General features: G+C 34.7%; 15 protein-coding genes. 3 read left to right on the top strand and 12 right to left on the bottom strand.

Annotation, left to right across the window (positions count from 1 at the left end):
* Positions 1-63 precede the first annotated feature (63 nt).
* Both ICJ85_RS10675 and ICJ85_RS10670 read left to right on the top strand, forming a co-directional pair.
* Positions 64-1,152: an AI-2E family transporter gene (locus tag ICJ85_RS10675; RefSeq protein WP_188223779.1), complete on the top strand. Its 1,089-nt coding sequence runs from the start codon at positions 64-66 to the stop codon at positions 1,150-1,152.
* 6 nt (positions 1,153-1,158) lie between these two features.
* On the top strand, positions 1,159-2,337 hold the full coding sequence (locus tag ICJ85_RS10670; protein ID WP_188223778.1) for a THUMP-like domain-containing protein: 1,179 nt from the start codon (positions 1,159-1,161) through the stop codon (positions 2,335-2,337).
* Positions 2,338-2,343: 6 nt separating this feature from the next.
* Here the strand turns inward: ICJ85_RS10670 and ICJ85_RS10665 are convergent, their stop codons facing one another.
* Entirely contained in the window at positions 2,344-2,799 is a 456-nt protein-coding gene (locus ICJ85_RS10665) for an RNA methyltransferase (RefSeq protein ID WP_188223777.1), read from the bottom strand.
* Positions 2,800-2,886: 87 nt separating this feature from the next.
* Complete coding sequence (locus tag ICJ85_RS10660; RefSeq protein ID WP_188223776.1) at positions 2,887-4,380, bottom strand: aspartyl protease family protein; 1,494 nt, start codon at positions 4,378-4,380, stop codon at positions 2,887-2,889.
* Positions 4,381-4,648: 268 nt separating this feature from the next.
* Here ICJ85_RS10660 and ICJ85_RS10655 point away from each other — a divergent pair, with 268 nt between their 5' ends.
* Positions 4,649-5,395 carry a GDSL-type esterase/lipase family protein gene (locus ICJ85_RS10655; RefSeq protein ID WP_188223775.1) on the top strand — a complete coding sequence of 249 codons (747 nt, stop codon included), beginning with the start codon at positions 4,649-4,651 and terminating at the stop codon, positions 5,393-5,395.
* Between the two features lie 73 nt (positions 5,396-5,468).
* Here the strand turns inward: ICJ85_RS10655 and ICJ85_RS10650 are convergent, their stop codons facing one another.
* From ICJ85_RS10650 to ICJ85_RS16690, 10 genes are all read right to left on the bottom strand, one after another.
* The gene (locus ICJ85_RS10650) at positions 5,469-7,220 is read right to left on the bottom strand and encodes a RagB/SusD family nutrient uptake outer membrane protein (protein ID WP_188223774.1); all 1,752 of its coding nucleotides are present in this window, start codon (positions 7,218-7,220) and stop codon (positions 5,469-5,471) included.
* 32 nt (positions 7,221-7,252) lie between these two features.
* Positions 7,253-10,411 (bottom strand): SusC/RagA family TonB-linked outer membrane protein, encoded by a 3,159-nt coding sequence (locus ICJ85_RS10645; RefSeq protein WP_241739531.1) that lies wholly within the window; start codon positions 10,409-10,411, stop codon positions 7,253-7,255.
* A 20-nt stretch (positions 10,412-10,431) separates the two neighbouring features.
* A complete protein-coding gene (locus ICJ85_RS10640) occupies positions 10,432-11,892 on the bottom strand; it encodes a fasciclin domain-containing protein (RefSeq protein ID WP_188223772.1) in 1,461 nt (486 codons plus the stop codon).
* A gap of 35 nt (positions 11,893-11,927) precedes the next feature.
* Positions 11,928-13,607, bottom strand: coding sequence for a fasciclin domain-containing protein (locus ICJ85_RS10635; protein ID WP_188223771.1), 1,680 nt, complete (start codon positions 13,605-13,607; stop codon positions 11,928-11,930).
* A gap of 11 nt (positions 13,608-13,618) precedes the next feature.
* Positions 13,619-15,109: a RagB/SusD family nutrient uptake outer membrane protein gene (locus tag ICJ85_RS10630; RefSeq protein ID WP_188223770.1), complete on the bottom strand. Its 1,491-nt coding sequence runs from the start codon at positions 15,107-15,109 to the stop codon at positions 13,619-13,621.
* A 12-nt stretch (positions 15,110-15,121) separates the two neighbouring features.
* On the bottom strand, positions 15,122-18,400 hold the full coding sequence (locus ICJ85_RS10625; RefSeq protein WP_188223769.1) for a SusC/RagA family TonB-linked outer membrane protein: 3,279 nt from the start codon (positions 18,398-18,400) through the stop codon (positions 15,122-15,124).
* A gap of 1 nt (position 18,401) precedes the next feature.
* Positions 18,402-20,636, bottom strand: coding sequence for a fasciclin domain-containing protein (locus tag ICJ85_RS10620; protein ID WP_188223768.1), 2,235 nt, complete (start codon positions 20,634-20,636; stop codon positions 18,402-18,404).
* A gap of 336 nt (positions 20,637-20,972) precedes the next feature.
* Positions 20,973-22,145, bottom strand: coding sequence for a DUF4998 domain-containing protein (locus ICJ85_RS10615; protein ID WP_188223767.1), 1,173 nt, complete (start codon positions 22,143-22,145; stop codon positions 20,973-20,975).
* A 327-nt stretch (positions 22,146-22,472) separates the two neighbouring features.
* Positions 22,473-22,649 (bottom strand): histone H1, encoded by a 177-nt coding sequence (locus ICJ85_RS10610; RefSeq protein ID WP_188223766.1) that lies wholly within the window; start codon positions 22,647-22,649, stop codon positions 22,473-22,475.
* Between the two features lie 325 nt (positions 22,650-22,974).
* Positions 22,975-23,283 carry a hypothetical protein gene (locus ICJ85_RS16690; protein WP_317173071.1) on the bottom strand — a complete coding sequence of 103 codons (309 nt, stop codon included), beginning with the start codon at positions 23,281-23,283 and terminating at the stop codon, positions 22,975-22,977.
* Positions 23,284-23,314 lie beyond the last annotated feature (31 nt).

The raw sequence follows: 23,314 nt of genomic DNA, 5'->3' as shown, positions 1-23,314 counted from the left end.
GACAATAAACTTTATATCAAAAACCTAAGTAACTTTTGTAATCCGTTTTATTATATTTACTAAATGAATTCAAAAATCATTGCTAACGGTATTTTAAGAGCTATTGCCATTCTTTTAGGTGTGGCGTTACTCCTCTTCTTTGTTTATAAAATTCAATCGGCAATTAGCTATCTGATTATTGCCTCGGTTATTTCCTTAATCGGGAGACCAATCGTGATGTTTTTAACGAATCGATTAAAATTTAAAAGCACCTTAGCTGTGGTGTTTACCATAGTATTTTTATTAGGTACAGTTATTGGGCTTGTAACCATGTTCATCCCTTTAATAATTGAACAAGGGCATAAATTATCTTTACTTAACATCAATCAGTTACAAACAAATATTGATAATTTATATAGCGAAATTATTAATTATTTCGACTTAAGGAAGATTGATGTGCGTCAATCTCTTGAAGAAACGAAACTACTATCCAAGCTTGATTTATCCTTAATTCCTTCCTTTTTAAATACAGTAGTTAGTGGATTAGGTAGTTTTAGTGTTGGATTGTTTTCAGTTTTATTTATTTCCTTTTTCTTTTTAAAAGACAGTAAATTGTTCGAGCATGGTATCTTAATTTTTATACCAGATAACAAAGAAACACAGTGGAAAAACTCTTCAACAAAAATTAAGGATTTGCTATCCAGATATTTCGTTGGTTTAATTCTGCAAATATCTATTTTGTTTGTAATCTATACCACAGGATTACTTATCGTGGGTATAGAAAACCCCATTGTCATCGCTTTTTTATGCGCTTTGCTAAACCTAATTCCTTATATTGGACCATTAATAAGCATGGCTTTAATGCTAACATTAACCATGACAAGTCACTTAGGTGAAAATTTCAGCCAGATTATATTACCCAAAACATTCTGGGTGTTTATCGTATTTTTAATAGGTCAATTAGTCGATAATTTTTTTAGTCAGCCTTTTATATTTTCAAAAAGTGTAAAATCACATCCATTGGAAATTTTCCTTGTAATTTTAATTACCGGTATTTTATTTGGGGTAATTGGGTTAATTTTGGCCATTCCTGCGTATACCGCAATGAAAGTTGTTTTAAAAGAGTTTTTATCTGAAAATAGCATCGTAAAAAAGCTCACTAAAGATTTATAATCCCAATTGAATACTGAAATTCTAAATAGTGAAGTCCAAGAATTTATTAATACTCATTTAAATTCTGATATCACCTCGTTAATTTTTAAAGGTTCGCCGTTTCCTTCTATTGAAATCAAAGATCTTATGGAACAGATAGAAGCAAAAAAACGCTGTGAAAAAAAATTACCGTCTTGGTTTAATACCAAAAATATTTATTACCCAAATAAATTAAACATAGAACAAACATCATCTGAAATTACTGCTGAATACAAAACAAGTTTAATTTCAGGCGAGTCTATAATTGATTTAACCGGTGGTTTTGGGGTAGACTGTTTCTATTTCTCAAAAGTGTTTAAAAGTGTTGAACATTGTGAAATTAACAAATCACTTTCCGAAATAGTTGAACATAACTACAAAAAACTAAGAGTAAATAATGTTCATAACCATGCAGTTGACGGTATGCAGATGCTCGAAAACAATAATAAAACCTACGACTGGATATATATCGACCCGTCAAGACGCCATGATAGCAAGGGTAAAGTATTCTTCTTAAAGGATTGCCTACCTAACGTTCCAGAACATTTAGACCTTTTATTTAAACGGTCAAAAAACATATTAATAAAAACATCGCCATTACTCGATTTCTCAATTGGCATCGATGAATTGAAGTTTGTTAAAACCATTCATGTTGTAGCCTTAAACAACGAGGTTAAAGAACTCCTTTGGGTTTTGGAGGCGGGTTTTACAGGAGATATTTCCATTGATACGGTTAATCTTAAAAATGACCAAAAGGAAGTATTTAATTTCTCTTTTGAAGTAGAAAAAACTTTAGATTCCAATTATAGCGAACCCCTATCCTTTCTATACGAACCAAACAGTGCGATTTTAAAGGCTGGTGGTTTTCATTCAATTAGTAACCAATTGAAAGTTGATAAATTACATAAACACTCTCATTTATACACAAGTGATAAAGCTATAGATTTCCCCGGAAGAAGTTTTAAAATTGAATCAACTATCGCCTATAACAAAAAAGAACTTAAAAAACTGGGGATAACAAAAGCCAACATCACCACTCGAAATTTCCCTGAAACAGTTGAACAACTTCGAAAAAAGTTCAAAATTAAGGATGGGGGAAACACCTACCTTTTTTTCACCACAGATTTAAATGACACTAAAATTATTTTAGTAACCAGTAAATTATAACTCCGATTAAGATCTCGGTTTATCAATACCTCTATCGTACATTACAATACTTCCGGCGACAGATACATTTAAACTTAATTCCGATTTAAATTTCACTAAAAAATGAGATTTTTCAATGGCTTGTTTGGACAATCCGTGATCTTCGGCTCCTAATAAATACACACAACGTCTCGGGTGATGAAAGGTTTCCAATGGCACAGCTTGATCGGTAAGCTCCACCCCTACTAATCTCGCACCTTTAGGTAAGTTATTAAAAAAATCGTCAAAGGTTTCATAATGAAAATAAGGCATCGCTTTTACAGCATTGTGCGTATCACAAGCCTGCTTTGCATACCGATTTCCAATTGTAAAAATAAAACTAGCTCCTAAATTTTGAGCTGAACGCCATAACACCCCTAAGTTTTCCGGAGTTTTTCCGTTCTGAATTCCTATTCCAAAAAACTCGTTTGTAAAATTATCCATACCGCAAAAGTAACAAACATTTAAAAGCAAAAGCAGCCTGAAAATTAATTTCAAGGCTGCTTTTAAATTTTCAAAACCTATAACTTTTTAAAGGATTACCTCTAAGGGTTTTCCTTTTCTCAACACTTGTAACTTTAAACTGTCCTGTTGTTGTAACTTAGAAATCTTTTGATCATCTAACTCCTTTGCAGAAATACCTTCAATACTTATAATGCGGTCCCATATTTTTAATGGATCATCCTCACCGGCATCTCTACCTTGTTCGGTAGTTAAATTTCGTTTTACAGCCAATACATTGTTTATATAACCAATTATGTAATTGTCTATCACGAAATCTAAGGGCAACATAGTTTCAGGGTTCATTTTGGTATATAAATTATAAGTATTTAAGTCGATAACCCAATTAAATCGGCGCAAAAACTGAATACCAATAGACCCTAATACATTATGGCCTTTATGTCTACCTTCTTCATACGATTCTACTGCCAAACTCGCTTTATTAAATGTTAGTCCGGCGAAAGAAATGCTATCCGTAAGCCCCACTTGTACTGGAGATTGATGCCCGACACTCTTATTTACTGTATTATATAGAGGTTTCATACTCTTGATTAGCAAACTTTCGTCCTCTAATTTTGTTCCAGAACCAAACATAATAGCCTGATAGCCTGCCCCTGCATCTAAAATAAATTCTGATTCAAAAGTATTTCTTCCGGAATTGATAGTAATGGGAATAGTTGGAATCCCTTCGGAATATCGAAATTCTGTCGAGTTATAATCTTTAAAAAAGCTGTTCTCTCCAAAGGAATACAAAATAATTTCATGGCGCTCGAAATTCACTTCCGTAATATAACTTCTAAAAAAGTTTGAACCTCCAAGAATGCCATCTATCCCAGGTCTTATTTTTGGAAAGAGAACTAAATTTTGATTTTTTAATACAAAACCATCCAATTTTAAAGTATTTCCTGAAGAAAAATTAACTTTCATTTCGCCTCCTGGAACAAAAACATTGCGTTCTTCTGTTATTTTAATCCCTATTTCATCTTTTAAATTATCTGTTAATGCCATTCCATCAGCTCCGGTATCAAATAACATATTTAACACTCGATCTGAATCGTTTAATTTAGCTTTTATAATTATTGCACCTCGGTCATAAATGAAAGGGAAAGTTGCTATTTTTTTTGATTCTCCATATCGATTAAATCCAAATCCTTTTTGATCTAAATAATCTGAGTATAATAATTTTCCATTCCTTGAAAAAACGACATTAGAAACAATCTCTTTCTCTCCAAAAACATAATGCACGGTACAAAAACGTTTTCCGTTTTCTTCAGTTACGGCATCCCAATACATTGTGCTGGGTTTATTTACTTTTTCAATGACATCTACAAAAAACTTTGTCGCCATTGGCGCCTGATATACCCCTAATCTAAAATCTTTCGAAACAAAATCTCCAATCAATGATTTGTCTCCCTTAAGTAAACATGCTTTATAGGTGTTAAGTGTTTTAAACTCCTGCTCTGTGCCTTGTGAAAAGCTATTAAGCGTCATTAGAAATGATAAGATAAATACGGAAATCTTCATAAATTTAGTTTATTGATTAAATATAAAAGGGTTACAACCAGGGTAACCCTTTTTACTTCTACACTTTTCTTGAGTGACTAATTCAAATTTTATATATTATGAAAAAATATAGTTCAGTGAGAAGCCTAAAAACCAATTGCCTCAATTTTCCTCTCTCATAAAAAATATTGGCTTATTGATTTTTATATATTACGGTCGTAAATTTAAATACCCTTATACCTGTTTTTAATTTTATGATAATTTTATGATATACCCTGTTACCAAAAAAATGAATAAACAAATATTAACTCCGTTATTATCGATCGTCTTTATTTTTCAGACCTTAGCACAATCTTCAGTGATTTCAAAACTTTACCCATCAAAAGAGATTACTTCAAAATATCATAACAACTGGACGCAAAAACACTATAAAGCGCGTATTACACATTTCAAAAATACACCTTTAAAGTTTGGAGACATTGTTTTTATAGGAAACAGTATAACGGAACAAGGTAGAGATTGGAATGAAAAATTTAACACCCTTAATATTAGTAATCGCGGAATTGCCGGCGATGTTACCGATGGTGTTTTAAAACGCTTAGATGAAATCACTTATTTTAAACCTAAGGCGGTTTTTATTCTTATTGGAATAAACGATTTGTCAAGTCTTCATTATGAAGATACCGATAAAAGGTTTAAATACATTAAGCTTGTCACCTCATCAAAATACATTGCTAAAAACATTTTAAGGATAGCTAAAAAAATCAATAGAAAATCTCCTCAAACCCTAATTTACGTTCGTACTATTTTACCAACCCGACGCGATTATTTAAAAACCGATATTATTGCAACCAATAAGTATATTACAGAGTATGAAAAGAAAGGTTATTACAAAGTTATAGATTTGTTTTCTGAATTTACAGACCCTAACGGCGATTTAATTAAAGAATTAACTAAAGATGGAGTTCACCTAAATGAGAAAGGTTACGCAAAATGGTCTTCTTTTGAACACCCTTTAATTAACAGTTTAAAATAGTATTTATAAAAAAACTCTAAGACTATCTATGTCTTAGAGTTTTTAAAGAATAAACTTTGACTAATTCTTAATTTTATTCATCTTCTTTCCATACAAATGGTAAATACCAATTGTTTGAACTCATAAGTTTACTGCGCACTTCGCCTGCCTTAGGATTACCATCTTTGTATAACTTATTATACACCTTATCTGCTAAAAAGGCCGGATCATTACGACGCAATGCCACACGAACAAGATCACCCCAACGATTTCCTTCAAAGGCTAATTCAAGAGCACTTTCTTTTATTAAATTATTTTCGATAGATATTAAACTATCTCCCATAACCTCGGCACGCTCAACATAAGCTCTTCCTCTTAAACCTGTGTTACGATACCAATCTCCCCTGTAGAAAGGGAAATCTCCTTGTCTTGCATCAAAATCGTATGGAAACGGTTGATGCGTTTGCTCTATATCTGTAACATCTGTTACCCCATTAACGGTATAAGCACTCTGAATTCCAAAATTCAATAAGGCATCAGCTATTTTATGTTGATTGTCTCTGTTGGCAGCTTCAGAATATCTTAAATGTAATGTTGCTGCTCTATATAAAAACCAGTCCCCTCCAGTTTGAAATACATCAAATGGTAATTGCGTATCCGTATTAATATATTTAAACAAATACTTCATAATCACGGGCTGACCATTAATCATATTATAAGAGAATTTCTGTCCACGTGCGTCATAAGGAAACCCATTTCTTTGCACTTCACCGTCCCATAGCTCCATTGCACTTTCTGATGGTTTCACTAAATATTCACCTCCTTGATTTGAGAATAAATCTACAAACGGATTTTGAGGTGCAAAATTACTATCGAAAGGCATAGACCAAATCCATTCTGTATTCCATAAAACGTCTTTTTCTCTAGCGAACATGGAACGCCAACCTTGTGTATTATTATTTACTAGGGCCTGCGCATCTTGCTCTCTATATCTGATATACCCAACAGCTAAATCGTTATTACTGGCAATTTCCGCCCATTTTATACGATATACATCATAACGTTCAGAATCGCTACCACTGTTGCTAGCGGTTTCCATTACTGTTTTGTAATGGGAAGCCGCAGCGGTATAATTATTTGCCCACAAATTTAAATCGCCTAATAAACACTCTTTATTAATGAAGAATTTTGCCGTATTATAACCATCAACATCAATTACTAAAGTACTATTTGCATTGTATGGGCTTGTATATGGTAAAGATTCTGTAAAGTCTACCAGTTCATTAATAAGCTCTGTTAACTGCAATCTTGGATATAAATTTTCGTTTTTAACATCATCTATATTTGTTATAGGCTCTGTAATATATGGCACTTCACCATAATGCATTCCTAATTGCAAATACAACCAACTACGAAGGGTTCCAATATCTGAATAGCGCTCATTAAACTCGCTTTCATCCATCTTATTTTCCTGGTTCATAATGATGAAGTTTTTTAACGCATCATTACAATTATTAATGACTTCGTAAAAGTCTTTTGGGTTTGCATAAGGATTATCTTCAGTTACCGAATGCTCATTAATTTGCTGCAGATACATATCGGCATTATCGGTAGGGCTCATTAAATCGGCTCTCAGCTCATTTAATATAATGTGCTTTTTAGCTAAGCCCATAAATTTACCATATATCCCAACCACTGCAGCATCGGCATCGAAAACATCACGATATACCTGATCACTGTTTAATTTATCTTTAGGTTCTATATCTAGATAATCTTGACAAGAAGTTAGGCTCAAGAGAGCTGCTAAAGCTCCTAATGTGATTTTATTTCTAGTTATTTTTATCATTGTCTTCATGTTTTTCTCTAAAATTAGTTTCATTACAATCCTAAGCGTAACCCTAGTTGAACAGTCGTGAATTGCGGAATAAGCCCGATATCTGCTCCTTGTCCGAAAATTGAAGAAGTTGCACTAAACTCCGGATCGTACCCTAAATAGTCGGTTATTGTAAACAAATTGTTTCCACTTGCATATAATTTTAAGTACTTCACCAGGTTAGACTCTATAGCTACATCGTAAGACACCATTAAGGTTTTTAATCTTAAATAAGAGCCATCTTCTATCCAACGACTAGAAAAAGACGCATTCCCCATTGGGTCTCCCCAAGTTGCTTTTGGAATTGACGTTTCCTGTCCCTCAGCAACCCAGCGATTGTTAATTGCAATACTCTGGTTATCGAAACTACTCATAGACTCTAAACTTCTGCGTACTCCATTGTAAATATCGTTCCCTACAGAGAAATTAAATAATCCTGAAATAGTGAATTTTTTAAATGTTAAGTTAGCACTTACACTACCTGTTAAATCTGGATTTGGGTTACCAATAATTTTACGGTCCTTTTCATCTATAATTTTATCTCCATTAAGATCCTCGAAAATGACATCTCCACCTCCAAAAGGCACTAATGTTCCATTAGATAAACGACGTGATAAACCGTCTGCATTGGCTTGCGCTGTGGTACTGTAAACACCATTAGCTTGATACCCATAGAATAAATTCGCATCAAGACCTTCATGCGTAACATAAGTTGCTCCTCCAAAATTAGTTATGATACGATCGTTTGGAATGTTTAAAACTTCGTTTTCGTAGGCACTTAAGTTCACTCCTAAATCGAACTGAACATCGGGTGTATTTATAAGGCGACTATTAAGCCCTAAATCGAAACCTTGAGTTCGCATACTACCGCTATTAGTAGCCATATAATCAAAACCAGAAGTCGTATTTGTTGACTCATAGATTATCATATCTGTGGTTTTATTAGAATACACATCAAAAGTTGCGTTAAGGCGTTCATTAAATAAAGCCACATCTAATCCTAAATCAAATTTTGTTACCTTTTCATGTTTAAGATCTGGATTTCCAATGTTTCCTCTAACCAAGCCTTGCATTCCCAAAAGATTTTGAGACACATATAACTGTTGGGCTGTATAGTTTCCAATATCGTCATTACCACTAACTCCTGCTGAAGCTCTTAATTTTAAAAGATTAATGAAGTTTGAATCCTTTAAAAAGCTTTCTGATGAAATTAACCAAGCTGCCGAAACAGCTCCCATGGGTGCAAAATTTACCGTTTCCCCAAAACGACTTGAACCATCGTAAGCGGTATTAAGTGTAACAAAGTATTTATTTACATAATTATAATCTAAACTTAAATAGTTATTTACCCATTTCCAGTCTCCTAACTGACCTCCAACATACCTTAACAGGTTACTTCCAGACCCTACTGTTGTAAAATCATCGGTTGCTGAATTATACCCTAATCCTAAATCACTTTCAGATTCGTTAGACTGGGTCCGTGATCCCAGACGTACATCGAAATTGTGTTTAAAATCTATACTTTTTGTATACGACAAATAAGCATCTGTAAATAGAGAATAGTAACGTTGCACTTCACTACCACTTCGGTTACCAGCTATAGCTGTTGGTAATGTAATATCAGCTACACCAAAATCTGGAATAAAGAAACGCTCACGCTCTTTATTATAATTTAAACCTATAATTAAATTCGCTTTAAATGCATCACTAAAAGTATAATCGAAGTTTAGGTTTCCGAAAAAGCGATAATTCTTATTTATTCCAAATCCGTTTTCTAATATCGAAACAGGGTTTCCTATATTAAACATATCTACATCAGCCAAATTTGGAGACACATCACCTTGTTCATCTATTACATTAACCGCTGTAAATGGCGATTTGGTTAAGGCTAAATGCAAAGGACTTGTTTTATAAGCAGTCCCTTGATCATATAAATTTTCTTCGTTAAAAATAAACGATAGGTTGGCATCAACAGATAACTTATCGGTTAATCGTAATGCTGCATTCAACCTTGTGCTGTAGCGTTTTAGGTTAGACTCCCCTAGAACACCTTGATTGTTTAAAAAGCCTACCGAAAGCCCGTATTTAGCGATGTCATCTCCACCTCTTACTTTCAAGAAATAGTTCTGATTGGTGCTACTTTTAAATACCTGATCCTGCCAGTTTGTTACATTGTGATATGGGTAATAATTAAAACCTTGCGGATTATCGTTTACCCATGGCATACTAGCGATTTGTTCCTGACTATCGCCTCGTGACGCCATTAATTGTGTTAAATAAGGTCTGAATTCCCAAGGACGCATAACGGGTAACTGTTTTGGATCTTCGTTCATACCGCTATACATGGTAAAATCAATTTTAGTACTTAATTCAGTTGGGCGGGTTGTTGTAATGATAATCACCCCATTAGCACCCTTTACCCCATATATTGAGGACCCGTCTTTTAGCACGGTAACATCTTCAATATCTTTAACATCAATTAAAGCTAAAGGAGAAGAACTATTGTACTGAATGATTCCAGAACCGTAATCTTCATCATCATAGACCATACCATCAACAACAATAAGTGGTTTATTGGTTGCATAAAGTGAATTAAAACCTCTTAAGGTTAAATAAGCACCTGCACCAGGCACACCTGATTTCCCGACACTGTTAAGTCCTGCTATTCGACCTTGCAAAAAGTTTCCAACAGATTGATTTACCGGGTTACCCCATTGATCTTTATTAAAATCTAATACATTGGCTGCCTTAGAATTTGAATATTGACGTTTTTCGCTTCCTGGTAAATTTGCGTTTTGGTAAAACTGAGAATAATTATCTTCAAACAGACTAATTTCCAAGCCTGTTTCTCTTTTATTTAAAGGCACCACTTTTGTTTGATACCCTTCAGCACTCAGCATTAATAAAGCATTTAAATGAGGAACTTTAATTGAGAAATTACCATCATCGTCTGATATAGCTGCAGAAAAATCTTTTACAGCAACATTGATTCCGGAAATTCCTTCCCCTGTTTTAGCATTTTTAATAAGGCCTTTTATTTCGATACCTTTATTGGTTTGGGTACTTTCTGCATTAGAACCTGAATCCTGCGCATAAAGATTTCCTATAGCCCCACCAAATAGAAGTATACAAAGTAGACCGGTTAGTTTAAATATTTTGAGCATAATAGTTGGTTTAAAAGACATTATTTAATAACTGGTACTAGTTTAATATAATCTAAGGTTAACGTGTTCACTCCGTTACTTCCTGAATTGGCAGCGATTAAAGAAATCAAATCTAAATCTCCTGCCTCTTCCAGCGTAAACTCCCCAATGTATATCTCATCATAAATATTTGGAGGAACATCTGTGTAATCTAAGGTTGCTATCGGATCTACAACTTCTCCCAACTCATTAAACATTCCTCCAAAACGTAAACGTTGTTGAAATGTGTTAGATTGGATATCGTTTATAGCTCTCCAATACACTTTATAAGTTGTACTGTATAAATTACTTGCACCGTAATAGATAGAGAATAATGGTTCTCCATGATTCTGTACCATAATGTCATTAAACATCACTCCATACAAATCTTCCTTTTCTCTGTAATAGGTGTTTCCACGCTTATCTCCTTGACTAAAACCACTTGGGTTCTCTCCTTCAATTTGTTTCGTTAGAAGTCTCGTCTCTAAAGGTACATCCATAGCACCTACCATGTATAAAACACCATTACTTAAAGGTACTTGTTGAATAATATTGTCTTTATTAATTGGTACTTTTACCCCAAACCTTGAGACTAATGTATCCGGTAGGTTTTCCTGAGATATAGACTTGTGAAACGCAAAATCCCTTGTTGTGAAATAACTTGCATAGGTTGTAGTTGAATCTGCATTACTTTTTGTTAAGTAAGGCTCTAGCTTCTGAACTTCGGTATTGAAAGCATCATCTTCCAATAAAAAGAAAGTGTATTTATTATTTTCATTATTTAAATTATAAACATTCTTTAAATAGGAATTCGTTAAAGAATCGGAATACACACCAGGCATGGTCTCTGCCATAGCTTTAGCCGTACTATCAGACTGGTAAATATTAAATTCATTAAGCGATAGTAAATAGCTGCTCATAGCATTACTTCCATTCATACTTTTAATATACTCCCAGATATTAGATCTTGGTACCAATGCATCGCTTACAATGTGATACACTCCATTTGAAGTATATTGATCTGCAGTGACTACCGAAGCACCATCCATAACCTTGCCTCCTATAAACTCAAGGTTTTTAGTAGACAACATTTTTACAGTTACCGTATCTTGATTTGAAATCGACCCAAAAGCGGTAAGCGCTATATGGTTACTTACAAATCGCTTTTTACTGTTTAAATTTACCAATTCGTTGGCTGGAACTGACGCCATGGCTTCATTTGTAGGCGCCCAAACCGTGTATGTCTTTGTATTGGCAAGTACACGATCGTATCCTGTTTCTGTTAACAACTTACCAAATTCTGAAGTTTCAGAAATACTGGTAAGACGCTCTCCCAAGTTCTGCTTTAAATTATCGTCAGAACTCTCAGCATGGTCGTCCCATGGATCGGAACATGAAACGACTGCCATAAGAGATAAACTTGCTAATATAGCTTTAGAATATTTGTTTATTGATATCTTCATCCTTATTGGATTAGTTTAGTTAATATTATGCCTTTTTATTCGTAGATTAATCCGTCTCCTCCGGCTTCGAACTTAGGATACAACTGATCCATATCTACCGGTCTAAACTCTACAACATCAAACCAACTGTTACCTCCAGCGTAAGCCAAAGATTGTAACCTGAATTTGTGCCTTCCTGTCGTTTCTACATTAATAACACCTAATAATCTACAGTTATATCTTGATGTAAATGGTGATATATGACGTTTATACCCTTGCGACTCTAAAACACGCTCTGGTGTACTACTATCTCCATATTCTGTCATATTAAAGGTTCTTGCCAATGGCGTATCATTAAAATAAGCTCTAACTGAATTAGGTGCTCTAGAATTTTGACGCCACGAAATCCATACTTTATACTGACCTTTAATAATTACTGGTGTGTTAAACTCTATATTATTGATATACCCATCTCTTAAACGAAGAATATCTAAAACATCACCATGCCATCCAGGTCTACTGGAACTACCTAAATCGAAACATGAATATGTTACACTTGGGCTACCTTCCCAGGTAACATCAGCCAATTCGGCATCTGACAATGAAGCCCACATACCTGGCACTCTATAAACAGAACTTAATTGTCTGAACTCAGGCTGATCTCCAAGATCAAAATATACTGGAGCAGGCAAACGTTTCTTAATAAAATAGTTCTCCTTAACTAAATGCAACACTCCGTTAGACGTTGTTTCATCACTTGGATCTCTGTCTATTTCAACGCCTTTTTCAAGTATACCATTAAACGTTTCTTCGTTGATTAAAAGCGTATCTGCTGCCAACTTAATACTAATTACTTCTAAAGGTGCTTTAGTTAATAATGCCGGCGTAACCGCTAAATCTGCTAAATAATTTAACCCAGGAGAAATTCTATAAGCTACAAACAAGTTTAAACTATCTTCTGGATTCATAGGGTCATCTAAATGGCTATATCTCGCTTTTAAATCATCTAAGTTATTGTATCCTGCCTCTTCAAAAACGGCATTGGTTTGCGCTATAACACTTAAATAAGATGGCACACTATCTACATAAGTAATCGGGCGATCAAGCTCCTCATACCAGCCGGTAGCTTTTAAAGCTTCAGTAAATAATGATAATGAAGGATCGCTTTCAATTGTTTCAGCTAGAGTTTTTGTAGCAACTCTTAAAACCTCATCAATTTCGTGTATAACTCCATTTCCAACCTCAACATTTGAAGTTGTAATTTTTGCTGATTTATTTACCACAATACTCGATCCGTCCGCACTATTAACCGCTCCAGTAATAAGGAATTGCCCCTGCATACTAGGTGAGGTTATTTTTCCATCGGTAAAGGAGGTAGTAACAATTTTTTGTTCTAAAATGTGCAACTTGGCAAGCTCTTGAAGATCTTCAAGAGGCACACTTGCCAGAGTACTGACTCCTAAATCGGCCATGTAAGCTTCAACTGCTTCATTTGTTGGCAGGAACAAGGTATATGTTCCATACGTATTCATAAACGAGGCATAATCCGTAATATCTAAAATTTCAAGAAACAACGAATATTGTTCTGTATTGGCTCTTAAAAACTCTGTGATATTCAAGGTCTCATCAGTAGACTCTTTAAACTTTTCCTCCGAGCAGTTAAATAAAACTACCGTCGCAATAAGAGTCAAACACACAAATCGTAACACACTGGGTAATTTGAATATATTTTTCATGACACAATTTTTTATTTGTAAAATGGATTTTGCACAAGGGCTTTGTTAGTGTACAGCTCATATTCATTAATTGGTAAATAATGGCTGTTAGGATCTTTTAATTTTGCAACAATACTTTGCTGTTGGTTCGCTGGAGCAGATTCAATAGCAACATTTAAAATAATGTCTATGTAGGCATAATTATCTTTTCTAGCATTACGTAATACATCAAACCATCGTTTACCTTCAAAAGCAAGTTCTCTCGCTCTTTCGGCTAAAATATACATACGTACACCGTGTTTATCGGCTCCTGTTACTTGTTCTTCTGTAAGTTCAATTGCTAATCTAGACTCACGAATCTCATCTACAATCTCTAGAGCCTCATCGCCTCTATCTAATTCGTTAAGTGCTTCTGCTTTCATTAATAACACATCAGCATAACGATACACGAACCAATGGGTATCAGATTCCTGATTTGATTTTCTTTGATCTACATTTAGACCTGTAAATTTGTAGATTTCATTCGTACCCGGAACTAATGAAGCGCGCTCTCCACGAACATCTTTATTTTCTGGGTCTTCAAAATCTAAACCGAAAACATCTTCTAATACACTTGCATCAGCTAAATACTCTGGTCTGTTTAAAAATATCTCATTAAAAGGTCCTCGATTTTCTGGTGTATATTGGAATTCGAAAATACTTTCTATAGAATTTCCTCTGGCAAATACAGTGGTGAACCAAGATGGACCTCCTGGTATCAACTCGTAACCTGCCGAAGAATTCACAACCTCATCGGCCGCCATTAAGGCATTGGTATAATCTTCCTGCCATAAATATACATCGGCTAGCATCGCATTTATAGCGTCTTTTGTTATGCGCCCTTTGTTTGAAGGAATATCTCCATAATCTTCAACCGCTGAATTTAAAGCTGCTTTTAAGTCTGTAACGACCTGAGCAAAAATAACCTCTTGTGTTGATGTTGGTATTTGGAAATTATCATCGTCAGATAAGGTTGCTTCTAATTTTAAAGGCACGTCTCTAAACGCTCTGGCCAAAGTAAAATATAAATATGCTCTTATCGCTAAAGCTTCAGATAAATACTGATCTAATTGTTGTTGGGTAAAGGTTGGGTCTAAGGCTAAAACATCTGGAGCCAAATCGATGACCGTGTTACAGTAATTAATAACCGTATAAAAAGCCCCCCACGAAGCAACAGAATTTACAGGTAAAATATTAGAAGTTATAATATCTCTTTGATCATCACTGGAAAAAGCACCAGCACCAACCATTCCTCCTCTAAGTTCACCATACATAAAACTGTATTCTGCTATAGTTGTTCCTGATCCCGGTGTATTTAATAATCCGGAATAAATACCTATAACTGCGGCTTGAACATCTTCTTTCGTTTTCCAGAATTCGTCACGAGTTGTTCCGTTTTCCGGTTGCAAGTCTAGATAACTGTCGCAGGCCTGTGTTAGACAAACAACAATTAATACTAGGCTATATATTATTTTTTTTCTCATGTTGAATAAGTTTTAAAATCTGGTTCTTAATCCTAAAGTGAAACGTCTGGTTGGTGGTGTTCGAGAATTGTCTATTGATATTCCAAATACACCTGGAGCTCCTCTTCCTACTTCTGGGTCCTGACCACGATACTTCGTAAAAGTCATGATATTATCAGCTGTAAAAAACAAGTTCAAATCGTCTAATTTTATACTTTTCAAAAACTTCTTACCAAAATTATAACTAAATGTTGCCGATCTGAACCTTAAGAACGAGGCATCCTCTACATAACGGCTAGATCCTAACCAGTTATAACCGCCTCTGTAAACTGCACGAGGCATATCAGTTACATCTCCTGGATTTCTCCAACGCGATAACACGGCTTTACTCTGGTTATCAAAACCATACATATTAGTCGTAATCATATCGGTTCCGTTAATGATATCATAATCTAAACGGTACGTAAAGAATAATTGTAATTTAAATTGTCTGTTGTAAGAGAACGACGGACCAAAACCTCCACTAAACTTAGGGTTACTATTACCTAAGTACACAATATCTCTACTATCAATATTACCATCTTTATTAATATCCTCATAAATTGCATCACCCGGTTGGAAAGTATAGTCGATATTAGGATAATTAAAACGCATATACACTTCTTGTCCGTTAGGCCCTACTATAACATTACCATTAGCATCTAAAGCCTTTGTAGATTCTAGGTCTGGATAAACTCCTTTAAATCTGTATCCGTAGAACGACCCAAATGGATTATCGACCTGTAAGAAACGCTTATATTCTCCGTTACGATCAATATTTCCACTTTCGTTAGGATAGAATTCTGATATTTCGCGAATAACGTTTTGGTTTCTTGAAATATTAAAGTTGAAATCTACTGTCCATTTATCATTTTTAAAAGGCGTCGTATTTAAACCTATTTCCCATCCCTGGTTATCTAAAGTACCTACGTTTTGATCGGATAAATTTGAGTAACCTGAAACCGTTGTAATATCAATATTTCTAAATAATAAATCTTTTGTTCTATTCTTATAAATATCAATATCCATCATGACACGCTTATCAAATAACTGAATATTAAATCCTAAGTTTTTACCTATAAGTGTTTCCCAACGTAAATTATTTAACTGAATATTTGCCGGGTAAATACCATTAAGACCTAAGTACTCCGTTGGATAATTACTATATATATTAAAATAACGGTAATCTGATCTTGGTGCTCGTCCCGACTGTCCTAAACTGGCACGCACACTAAAGTCGTCTACCCAGTCTAAACTTTCCATGAACTTCTCGGCAGACACTCTCCAACGCGTCGATACCGAAGGAAACAGAGCATAGCGATTGTCCGGACCAAATTTAGAGTTACCATCGGCACGTAAACCAACATTAAATAAATAACGGTCATCATATCCATATTGTGCATTAATTAACGCTCCAACGTTTCTAGATTGTCCGTTATAAGTGTTTAATACTAATTCTGAATTCTGAGTTCTTGATGGCACCGAAGGGTCTGTTAACAATGATGATGCTGTGTTTGATGTTAACGCTTCATGCGTTTCAACACGTACATCATTTGATTGTAACGATAAAATAGATTGAAAACTATGTTTTTCTCCCAATTGCGGTGTATAAATAAAGTTCGTTTTAGTGGTTATACTTGTAACATCTACATCAGAATCTGCTGCACGGTTTACAACAGTTTCTGTAAATGGTCTACCTGTTGCATTTTGAGGTAAAAACGATTTTGCTTTAGTACTGTTAAAATCATACTGAATATCGAAGGTTGATATTAAACGATCTGGTACTAAATCTACTTTTAAATTAAAGTGAGGTACAATACGCTCTCCTATTTGATTATTTGTAGCAAACTCTGCCATGGCAACAGGATTATAAGTTCCTGAATATTGCCCCTGAATATTCTGTGCTGGTGAAAAATAGTTAGGGGTTATATCTCCTACATCATCATACTCGTAAATACTCATGTTTGGCATTTTAACGTATGCTACACTTCTTATTCTGTCAGCCCCATTACTTGTTCCATTTACATAGTTTCTATCGGTATCTGAATGTGTATAAGAGATATCAGCTTTAAAGCGAATACGATCTGACACGACATAATCTAAATTTAAACGTCCGTTAATACGCTCATAAGCCGTTCCTTTCGTTACCCCTCTTGAGTTATAATAACCCACCGAAGAATAATAACGTGCACGTTCACCACCACCCTGAAGAGAAATATTATGTTCTCCCGTAAGTCCGGTTTGCGTAATGGCATCTACCCAGTCTGTATTATTACCATAATTTTTATAGTAATACACCTCTTGCGGATCGTATTGAAACTCAGGTAATGATGTAGGAAGCGGTGTTCCCGTACGGTTCATATAGGCCTCTGGTATTAACTGCGAATACTGGTCTCCGTTTAACATTGGAATGGTATTCGGCATTTGCATATAAGTACCTGTAAACGTGTATCCTATTTTAGGAGATCCTACAGATCCACGTTTGGTATTAATAATTAAAACCCCTGCTGCTGCACGAGCACCCCACATTGCGGTTGCTGCGGCATCCTTCAAGATGGTTATACTTTCAATATCAGATGGTGCCACGTTTAACAGTGCTGCATAGCCTTGCTGATCGGCCGTTCCAAAGTTAAAATCTTCAGGAATAGATGTTTCATAAGGCATTCCATCAACTACAATTAACGGATCGGAAGACCCATTAATAGAAGATGTACCCCTAATACGAATCTGCATTCCCGCACCCGGATCTCCTGAGTTTGCGGTAATATCAACCCCTGCAACGCGCCCTTGAAGCGCTTCATCAATCGATGCTGCCTGAGTATTTTCAATATCACTGGCTTTAACAGTTACCACACTGGTTGTTAAATTACGCTCGGCTATGTTTAAAAGTCCGTCGTCTGAACCTTTTGAACCGGTAATAACGATTTCATCTAAACCTTCAACTTTTTCAACCAGTTGAATATCAAAATTTCGTCTATTACCAACCTCTAAAACCTGGGTCGTATAACCAATGGTTGATATTACTAATTTATTATTTGTACTCTTTATACGAATAGCGAAGTTCCCGTCGAAATCGGTAACAACACCCGTTATGGTTCTATTTTCGGCATCCTGCTCAATTACAGTTGCCCCTAAAATTGGTTCTTTAGTTCCAGCATCGATAACTTGACCTCTTAACACCTGTTCTGAAGATTGTGCAGACAGTTGGAATGATGTAAAGAAAATCAATACCAGTGAAAAACTATAAAGTAAGTTGGTTATATTATATTTCATTTTATTCCGTGTATAAAAGATAATTATCTACTAAGTGAATAAGTGTACGATCGGCCAAGTGGTTACTTTCTAACGGAATGTAGTTAGCGATTCGGTTACCTTCATCAACAAAGCTTAAATCGCCAGGCGCTGAAACGATATTTACATATGTTTTTTCTCCAAACTCTGTTTTAAGTAGTGTTTCGGTTAATCCATTGATTAAACCATCATCTGACGCTGTGCGCGTCGCTAAGAAGTGATATTTCACGAAGTTAGCTATACCTTCTCTTTCTGTATCATTAGCAGGTACAAAGTTTGGATCGCCAGTTACGGCATCTCCTGGTAAAACACCGTCTATAACAGCTTGTCTAATTGCACTATTACTAGGAATTACAAAAGTGAAAGGTGTTCCTAATTCTATGCCATCAATTGCACCAGAAGCTTCATCGTAAAGTCCGCTGCTTTTTAGAAATTCAAAGAAAAAGGCATACTGAGAATCGGTTTCGGTAGCAATTGCCGCTAAATCGACACCTTGAAACTCTTCACTATATTCTAAAACATTGTCTATATAATAGGTACGGCCATTTCTCTGATCTTCGTACCCTAAAATATTCACTTTATTATCTAACACCTCATTACCTGCTGCGAATACTTGCCCGTTTTCCCACTTAATGTATTCTCCAGGCAGATCAAAATCTCCTGATCTAATAATTCCTGAACCAGATAAATCATTAAGTTCCATATTTGGTGTAGGCACTATACCATTATATAAGACCCTTGCAATTCTGGCACGAGCTAAACTTCCTCTTACCTCATTTCCTGTTTCGGGAGATACATAAACCCACTCAGAGCGATTAATATCGTAATCATATCCTAAATTCATTAACACTTCATCTGAAGGTAAGAACAGCGTATAGTTGCTATAAATGTTACTAGCAATCTCACGGTAGCCAGACCCATCATTAAATAAACGTGTCGCTAATGTAAACCCTGGATCTAAATAAGCTGAGGTATAGACACTGTAGAATAAATTGGATTCCTGAATCTTACTTGAGCCATAAAAGAACCCATTACTAAGTAACTTGGCTTCTATAACATCGTTATCCATGTCGATTCGAATATCCTCATCGAGAGCGTTACTGTAACCTGATATTTTTGAAGGCCAAACAGCTCCTTGTACCATGTGAGCATTAAAGAAATCTTCAAAAATGTATTTAGGTAATTTATCTAAAGCTTCATAATTTTTCAGTAAAACTTCATCAACAAAAACCTGTAAAGCCGCATTTTCCGGAACAATTAAAGTATAAGCATCACTTTGCCCGTCATTATCAGTTGCTTTTAAGAAGTTCTCATTATTAGGAGAAAAAGATAAAGCCGGATCATATACCTTTACATACACCTGATCTGAACTTCTGGTGTAATTTTGATATGTTGTTGTGGCTTCTTCGTCAAAAACATAGTTTATTAAATTATCTTCTAACAAGTCATAAAACAAACTGTAGTTAGGACTTTCCTCTAATTTTTGATCGATGTTTAAAGGCGGCAAAGACACCTTATTGACTTCATGAATAATCCCGTTTTCTGCAACTATATCTGCATTAACAACTTCTCCTCCTAACACATTAAATCCTGTGTATGTGGCATTCGGAAAAAAGAAATTATAATCGTAACTACCTAAAGTTGTTGCGTTCATATATTCTTCTACAAAATAAGTAATGTACTTATTGTTATTATCGCCTGGAATATAAGGATCTCCTCCTTCAACATTGTTACGGTTAGAACCAACAACAATCATAGGAGAACCATCTACAACTTTTTCTTGAAAGCCATCATAATAGGCGGTTCTTCGTCTAAAGGCAAGATCTTCCTCCCAGCCAATATTAGATTGATAATCGGATAATCGTTCAGTACGAAAGGCATTATATATAAGAGCATACTTTACAATTTTGGATGCGGTTAAAGAATCTATGCTCGACGCATCAGAAATGCCCTGCTCTTGAAAATAATCTTCGAAAGCAGCATCATTAGGAGCCATCATAGTCCAGTAACCTGCCTTTCCAAGAATATCCTTATACCCTGCAATTTCAATAAGTTTGGTTAAATTTTGGAAATTACCTTGGGCTTCTAACTGCTGGTAAATAGGAGGTTCAAGATCATCAGGTCTTGCGTAATACTCATCTACTTCTTTCTTACTACAATTAGTAAGAAAAAAGATAAGTGGTGAAAATAGCAAATAATAGCGTATTATTCTCTTCATTATAGTTTGACTTATTTAGGTTGTTAAAAAATAAAAAGCGGCGGTTATACCGAATTTTAGAAAATAGGGATGTCTTCTAGGAAATAGATAATTAGTTTTTGGTTAATAATTTAGTTTAGTTGTTGTTTTGGTTTCAGGGTTATCGATTGCATAACCCTGAAACCGTTAAATGTATTAGCTACATTTATTATCCAAATTAAAAGTTAAAATTTTGTTAATCCATCCTGCACTATCCTGCTTAACCGCTGATTTTGTAGGTGAATTATTTATAATTTGATATAAAAAATCGTATTTAGAATTTCTCTATAATTTAACAGACGTCTTGGAATAGGATACCTAATCAGATAATCCTAAAGACCATGAGGTTATATTACAAAAGAAATTTCCGTTTTGGGTAGCTACTTCGCCGATACAGATTTCAGAACTCTCATCTAACACAAAATCTACGTTATAAGTTCCTGGAGTTCCAATTCTCTGATAGCCAATTACCTCAGATGCTGATTCTACATCAGCCACATTAGGTATGCCCGCATTTCCTTTGGTTATAACGAAATATGCGCCATCAGGATTTGTATCATGATTGGTACTAAGCACCTCTACTGTTAACCTGTAATTAGCCGGTTCTGCAGCAATTACCTGATATATTTTCCCTTCAACAATATAAGGCGACCCCCAACCAGATTCTAAATTGAAAATATTACCATTCCACTCGTCCCAGCCACCAAGGCCTCCATGATTTTTAGCAGCATCGTTAGTAATCCATGGAGCTGCTAAAGTTCCCCAGCGTCCGCTTACTTGTTCTGCTGTAAACGGAACAGCTGCATTACCTAGCTCAGGTAAAACAAAAGGTTTATGTGTTGCGTAATCTGTATATAACGTATCGAGGCTTAAAGGAGAAAATAAATAATAGGAACGATGCTTTAAAGTAGAACCACTTTTAAAATCAGAGATATTTAATAAATCACTACTTGTATTGATCGTAAGTTCCTTTTCTACATCTTCGTTATTTGTGTAAACTAATTCTGTACCTAATATACCCGTTGTTAAATCGGTAGATTCAAAATTTATACTTAAAAAACTATCCTTAAGGTCACTTGACAATAACGTCCTGTTTGTTATACCTTCAACATAGCTAGCTCCATAAACTTCGGTCCCTGCCGAAATTAAACCAGAACTTTCTCCTTTAGTATTAACTGATTTAGCTTCGAAAATATAAAGTTTCTCTTGTAGATTATCTATTTGCACAGAAATAGCTCCATCAACAACTGGTACGGTCACAGACTCTGACTGATCATTCCAGTAAATCACAACTTCAGATATATTAGGGTTATCGATTACACCTTCGATTAAAACCATATTTAATCCAGGTCTAACAACAAAAGACTCTAATGCACCTATAGAATCGTCATAATTATTAATATCGGGATATTCTTCCGAGCCACATGACAACATCCCCAACGTAAGGGATAAAAAGAGTAGTGTTATTGCATAATTAAGTTTAAATTTCATTTTAATTAGTTTAGTTATTTGGTTATAGTTGATTTATTAAGCATAAATGTATTCTATACAGTTATAAATACTATCCTGTAGTATCCTGTACTTAATACATTTGCACCAATTTTATGATAATTTTCCCAAAAGAATATCATTATAAGGAAACCTGAGATAATTAAAAAGTTACACCTTGAAGATATTTAGTGCAACTACACCGTAGAAAAAGAAATCTCCCAAATTTATGTTTTAATCAAAAACAACAATTAATAGTTGAAAGTAGGTATAAAAAAATCCCTTTAAAAAAATTAAAGGGATTCACTCTATCAGTACTCTGAAAAAAAATTATTTCTTAGAAGCTTCTAAAGATACTTTTCTAAATTCTTTCATTAATTTAGTCATCTCTAAAGTCGCCTTACGAGCTCTTGTTCCTGCAGCTTTATTTCCACTTTCTAATTGTGCATTAGAATCTTTAGCAAAAGCTTCAAATTGCTCATTGATTTGTTCTAAAAGTTCTTTCATGTTTTCAAGGTTTTTGATTAATGTCAGCGAAAATAGAATAAAAGATAATACATCACTAATAAATACGACATTTTTATTCTATTTGATTTATATCCTAAAAACAAAAAAGCTCCACTATTTCTAGTGAAGCTTTCAGTGATCGCGACAGGATTGAAACTCTGCCTGTAATTCTCCTATATGGTAAGGGATTCAAGAGTTAAGGTTATAGAACTGACCGAATACCTAACATAAATTTTAATGTCTTTTGTTGACTTATACCTCGTACAAGACAATACAAATATACTACACAAACCACTATAATTCAATACAAAACGCATTAAATAGACTATAAATATTCTAATACAATGCTTTCTTCGATACCTGTGTATTCTGAGAATTCCTGGACCGTGATAAACTGATGCGAGCTTTTGCCTAAGTAGGCTTTTATGTCATTAAGAAGTTTACGACCATAACGTTCACTGCGACCTGTGATGCGCTGAATGTCTTTTGGGTATATGCAAGCTCGTTCTACTTTCATTCTGGGGTTTGTGATACTATATCCATACTTTATGAATACCTCATCTTTACTTAAAAGTACTAAAAAGGCATAAGTTATCAAATTCGGAATAAGTGACTTATGACATTTTTTAGCCATGACAAATATCGCTTGATTTGTTGAAAATCAA

This window comes from Aestuariibaculum marinum (assembly GCF_014596975.1).
GTDB classification, from domain to species: domain Bacteria; phylum Bacteroidota; class Bacteroidia; order Flavobacteriales; family Flavobacteriaceae; genus Aestuariibaculum; species Aestuariibaculum marinum.
This window is presented reverse-complemented; position numbering and strand designations above follow the sequence as displayed.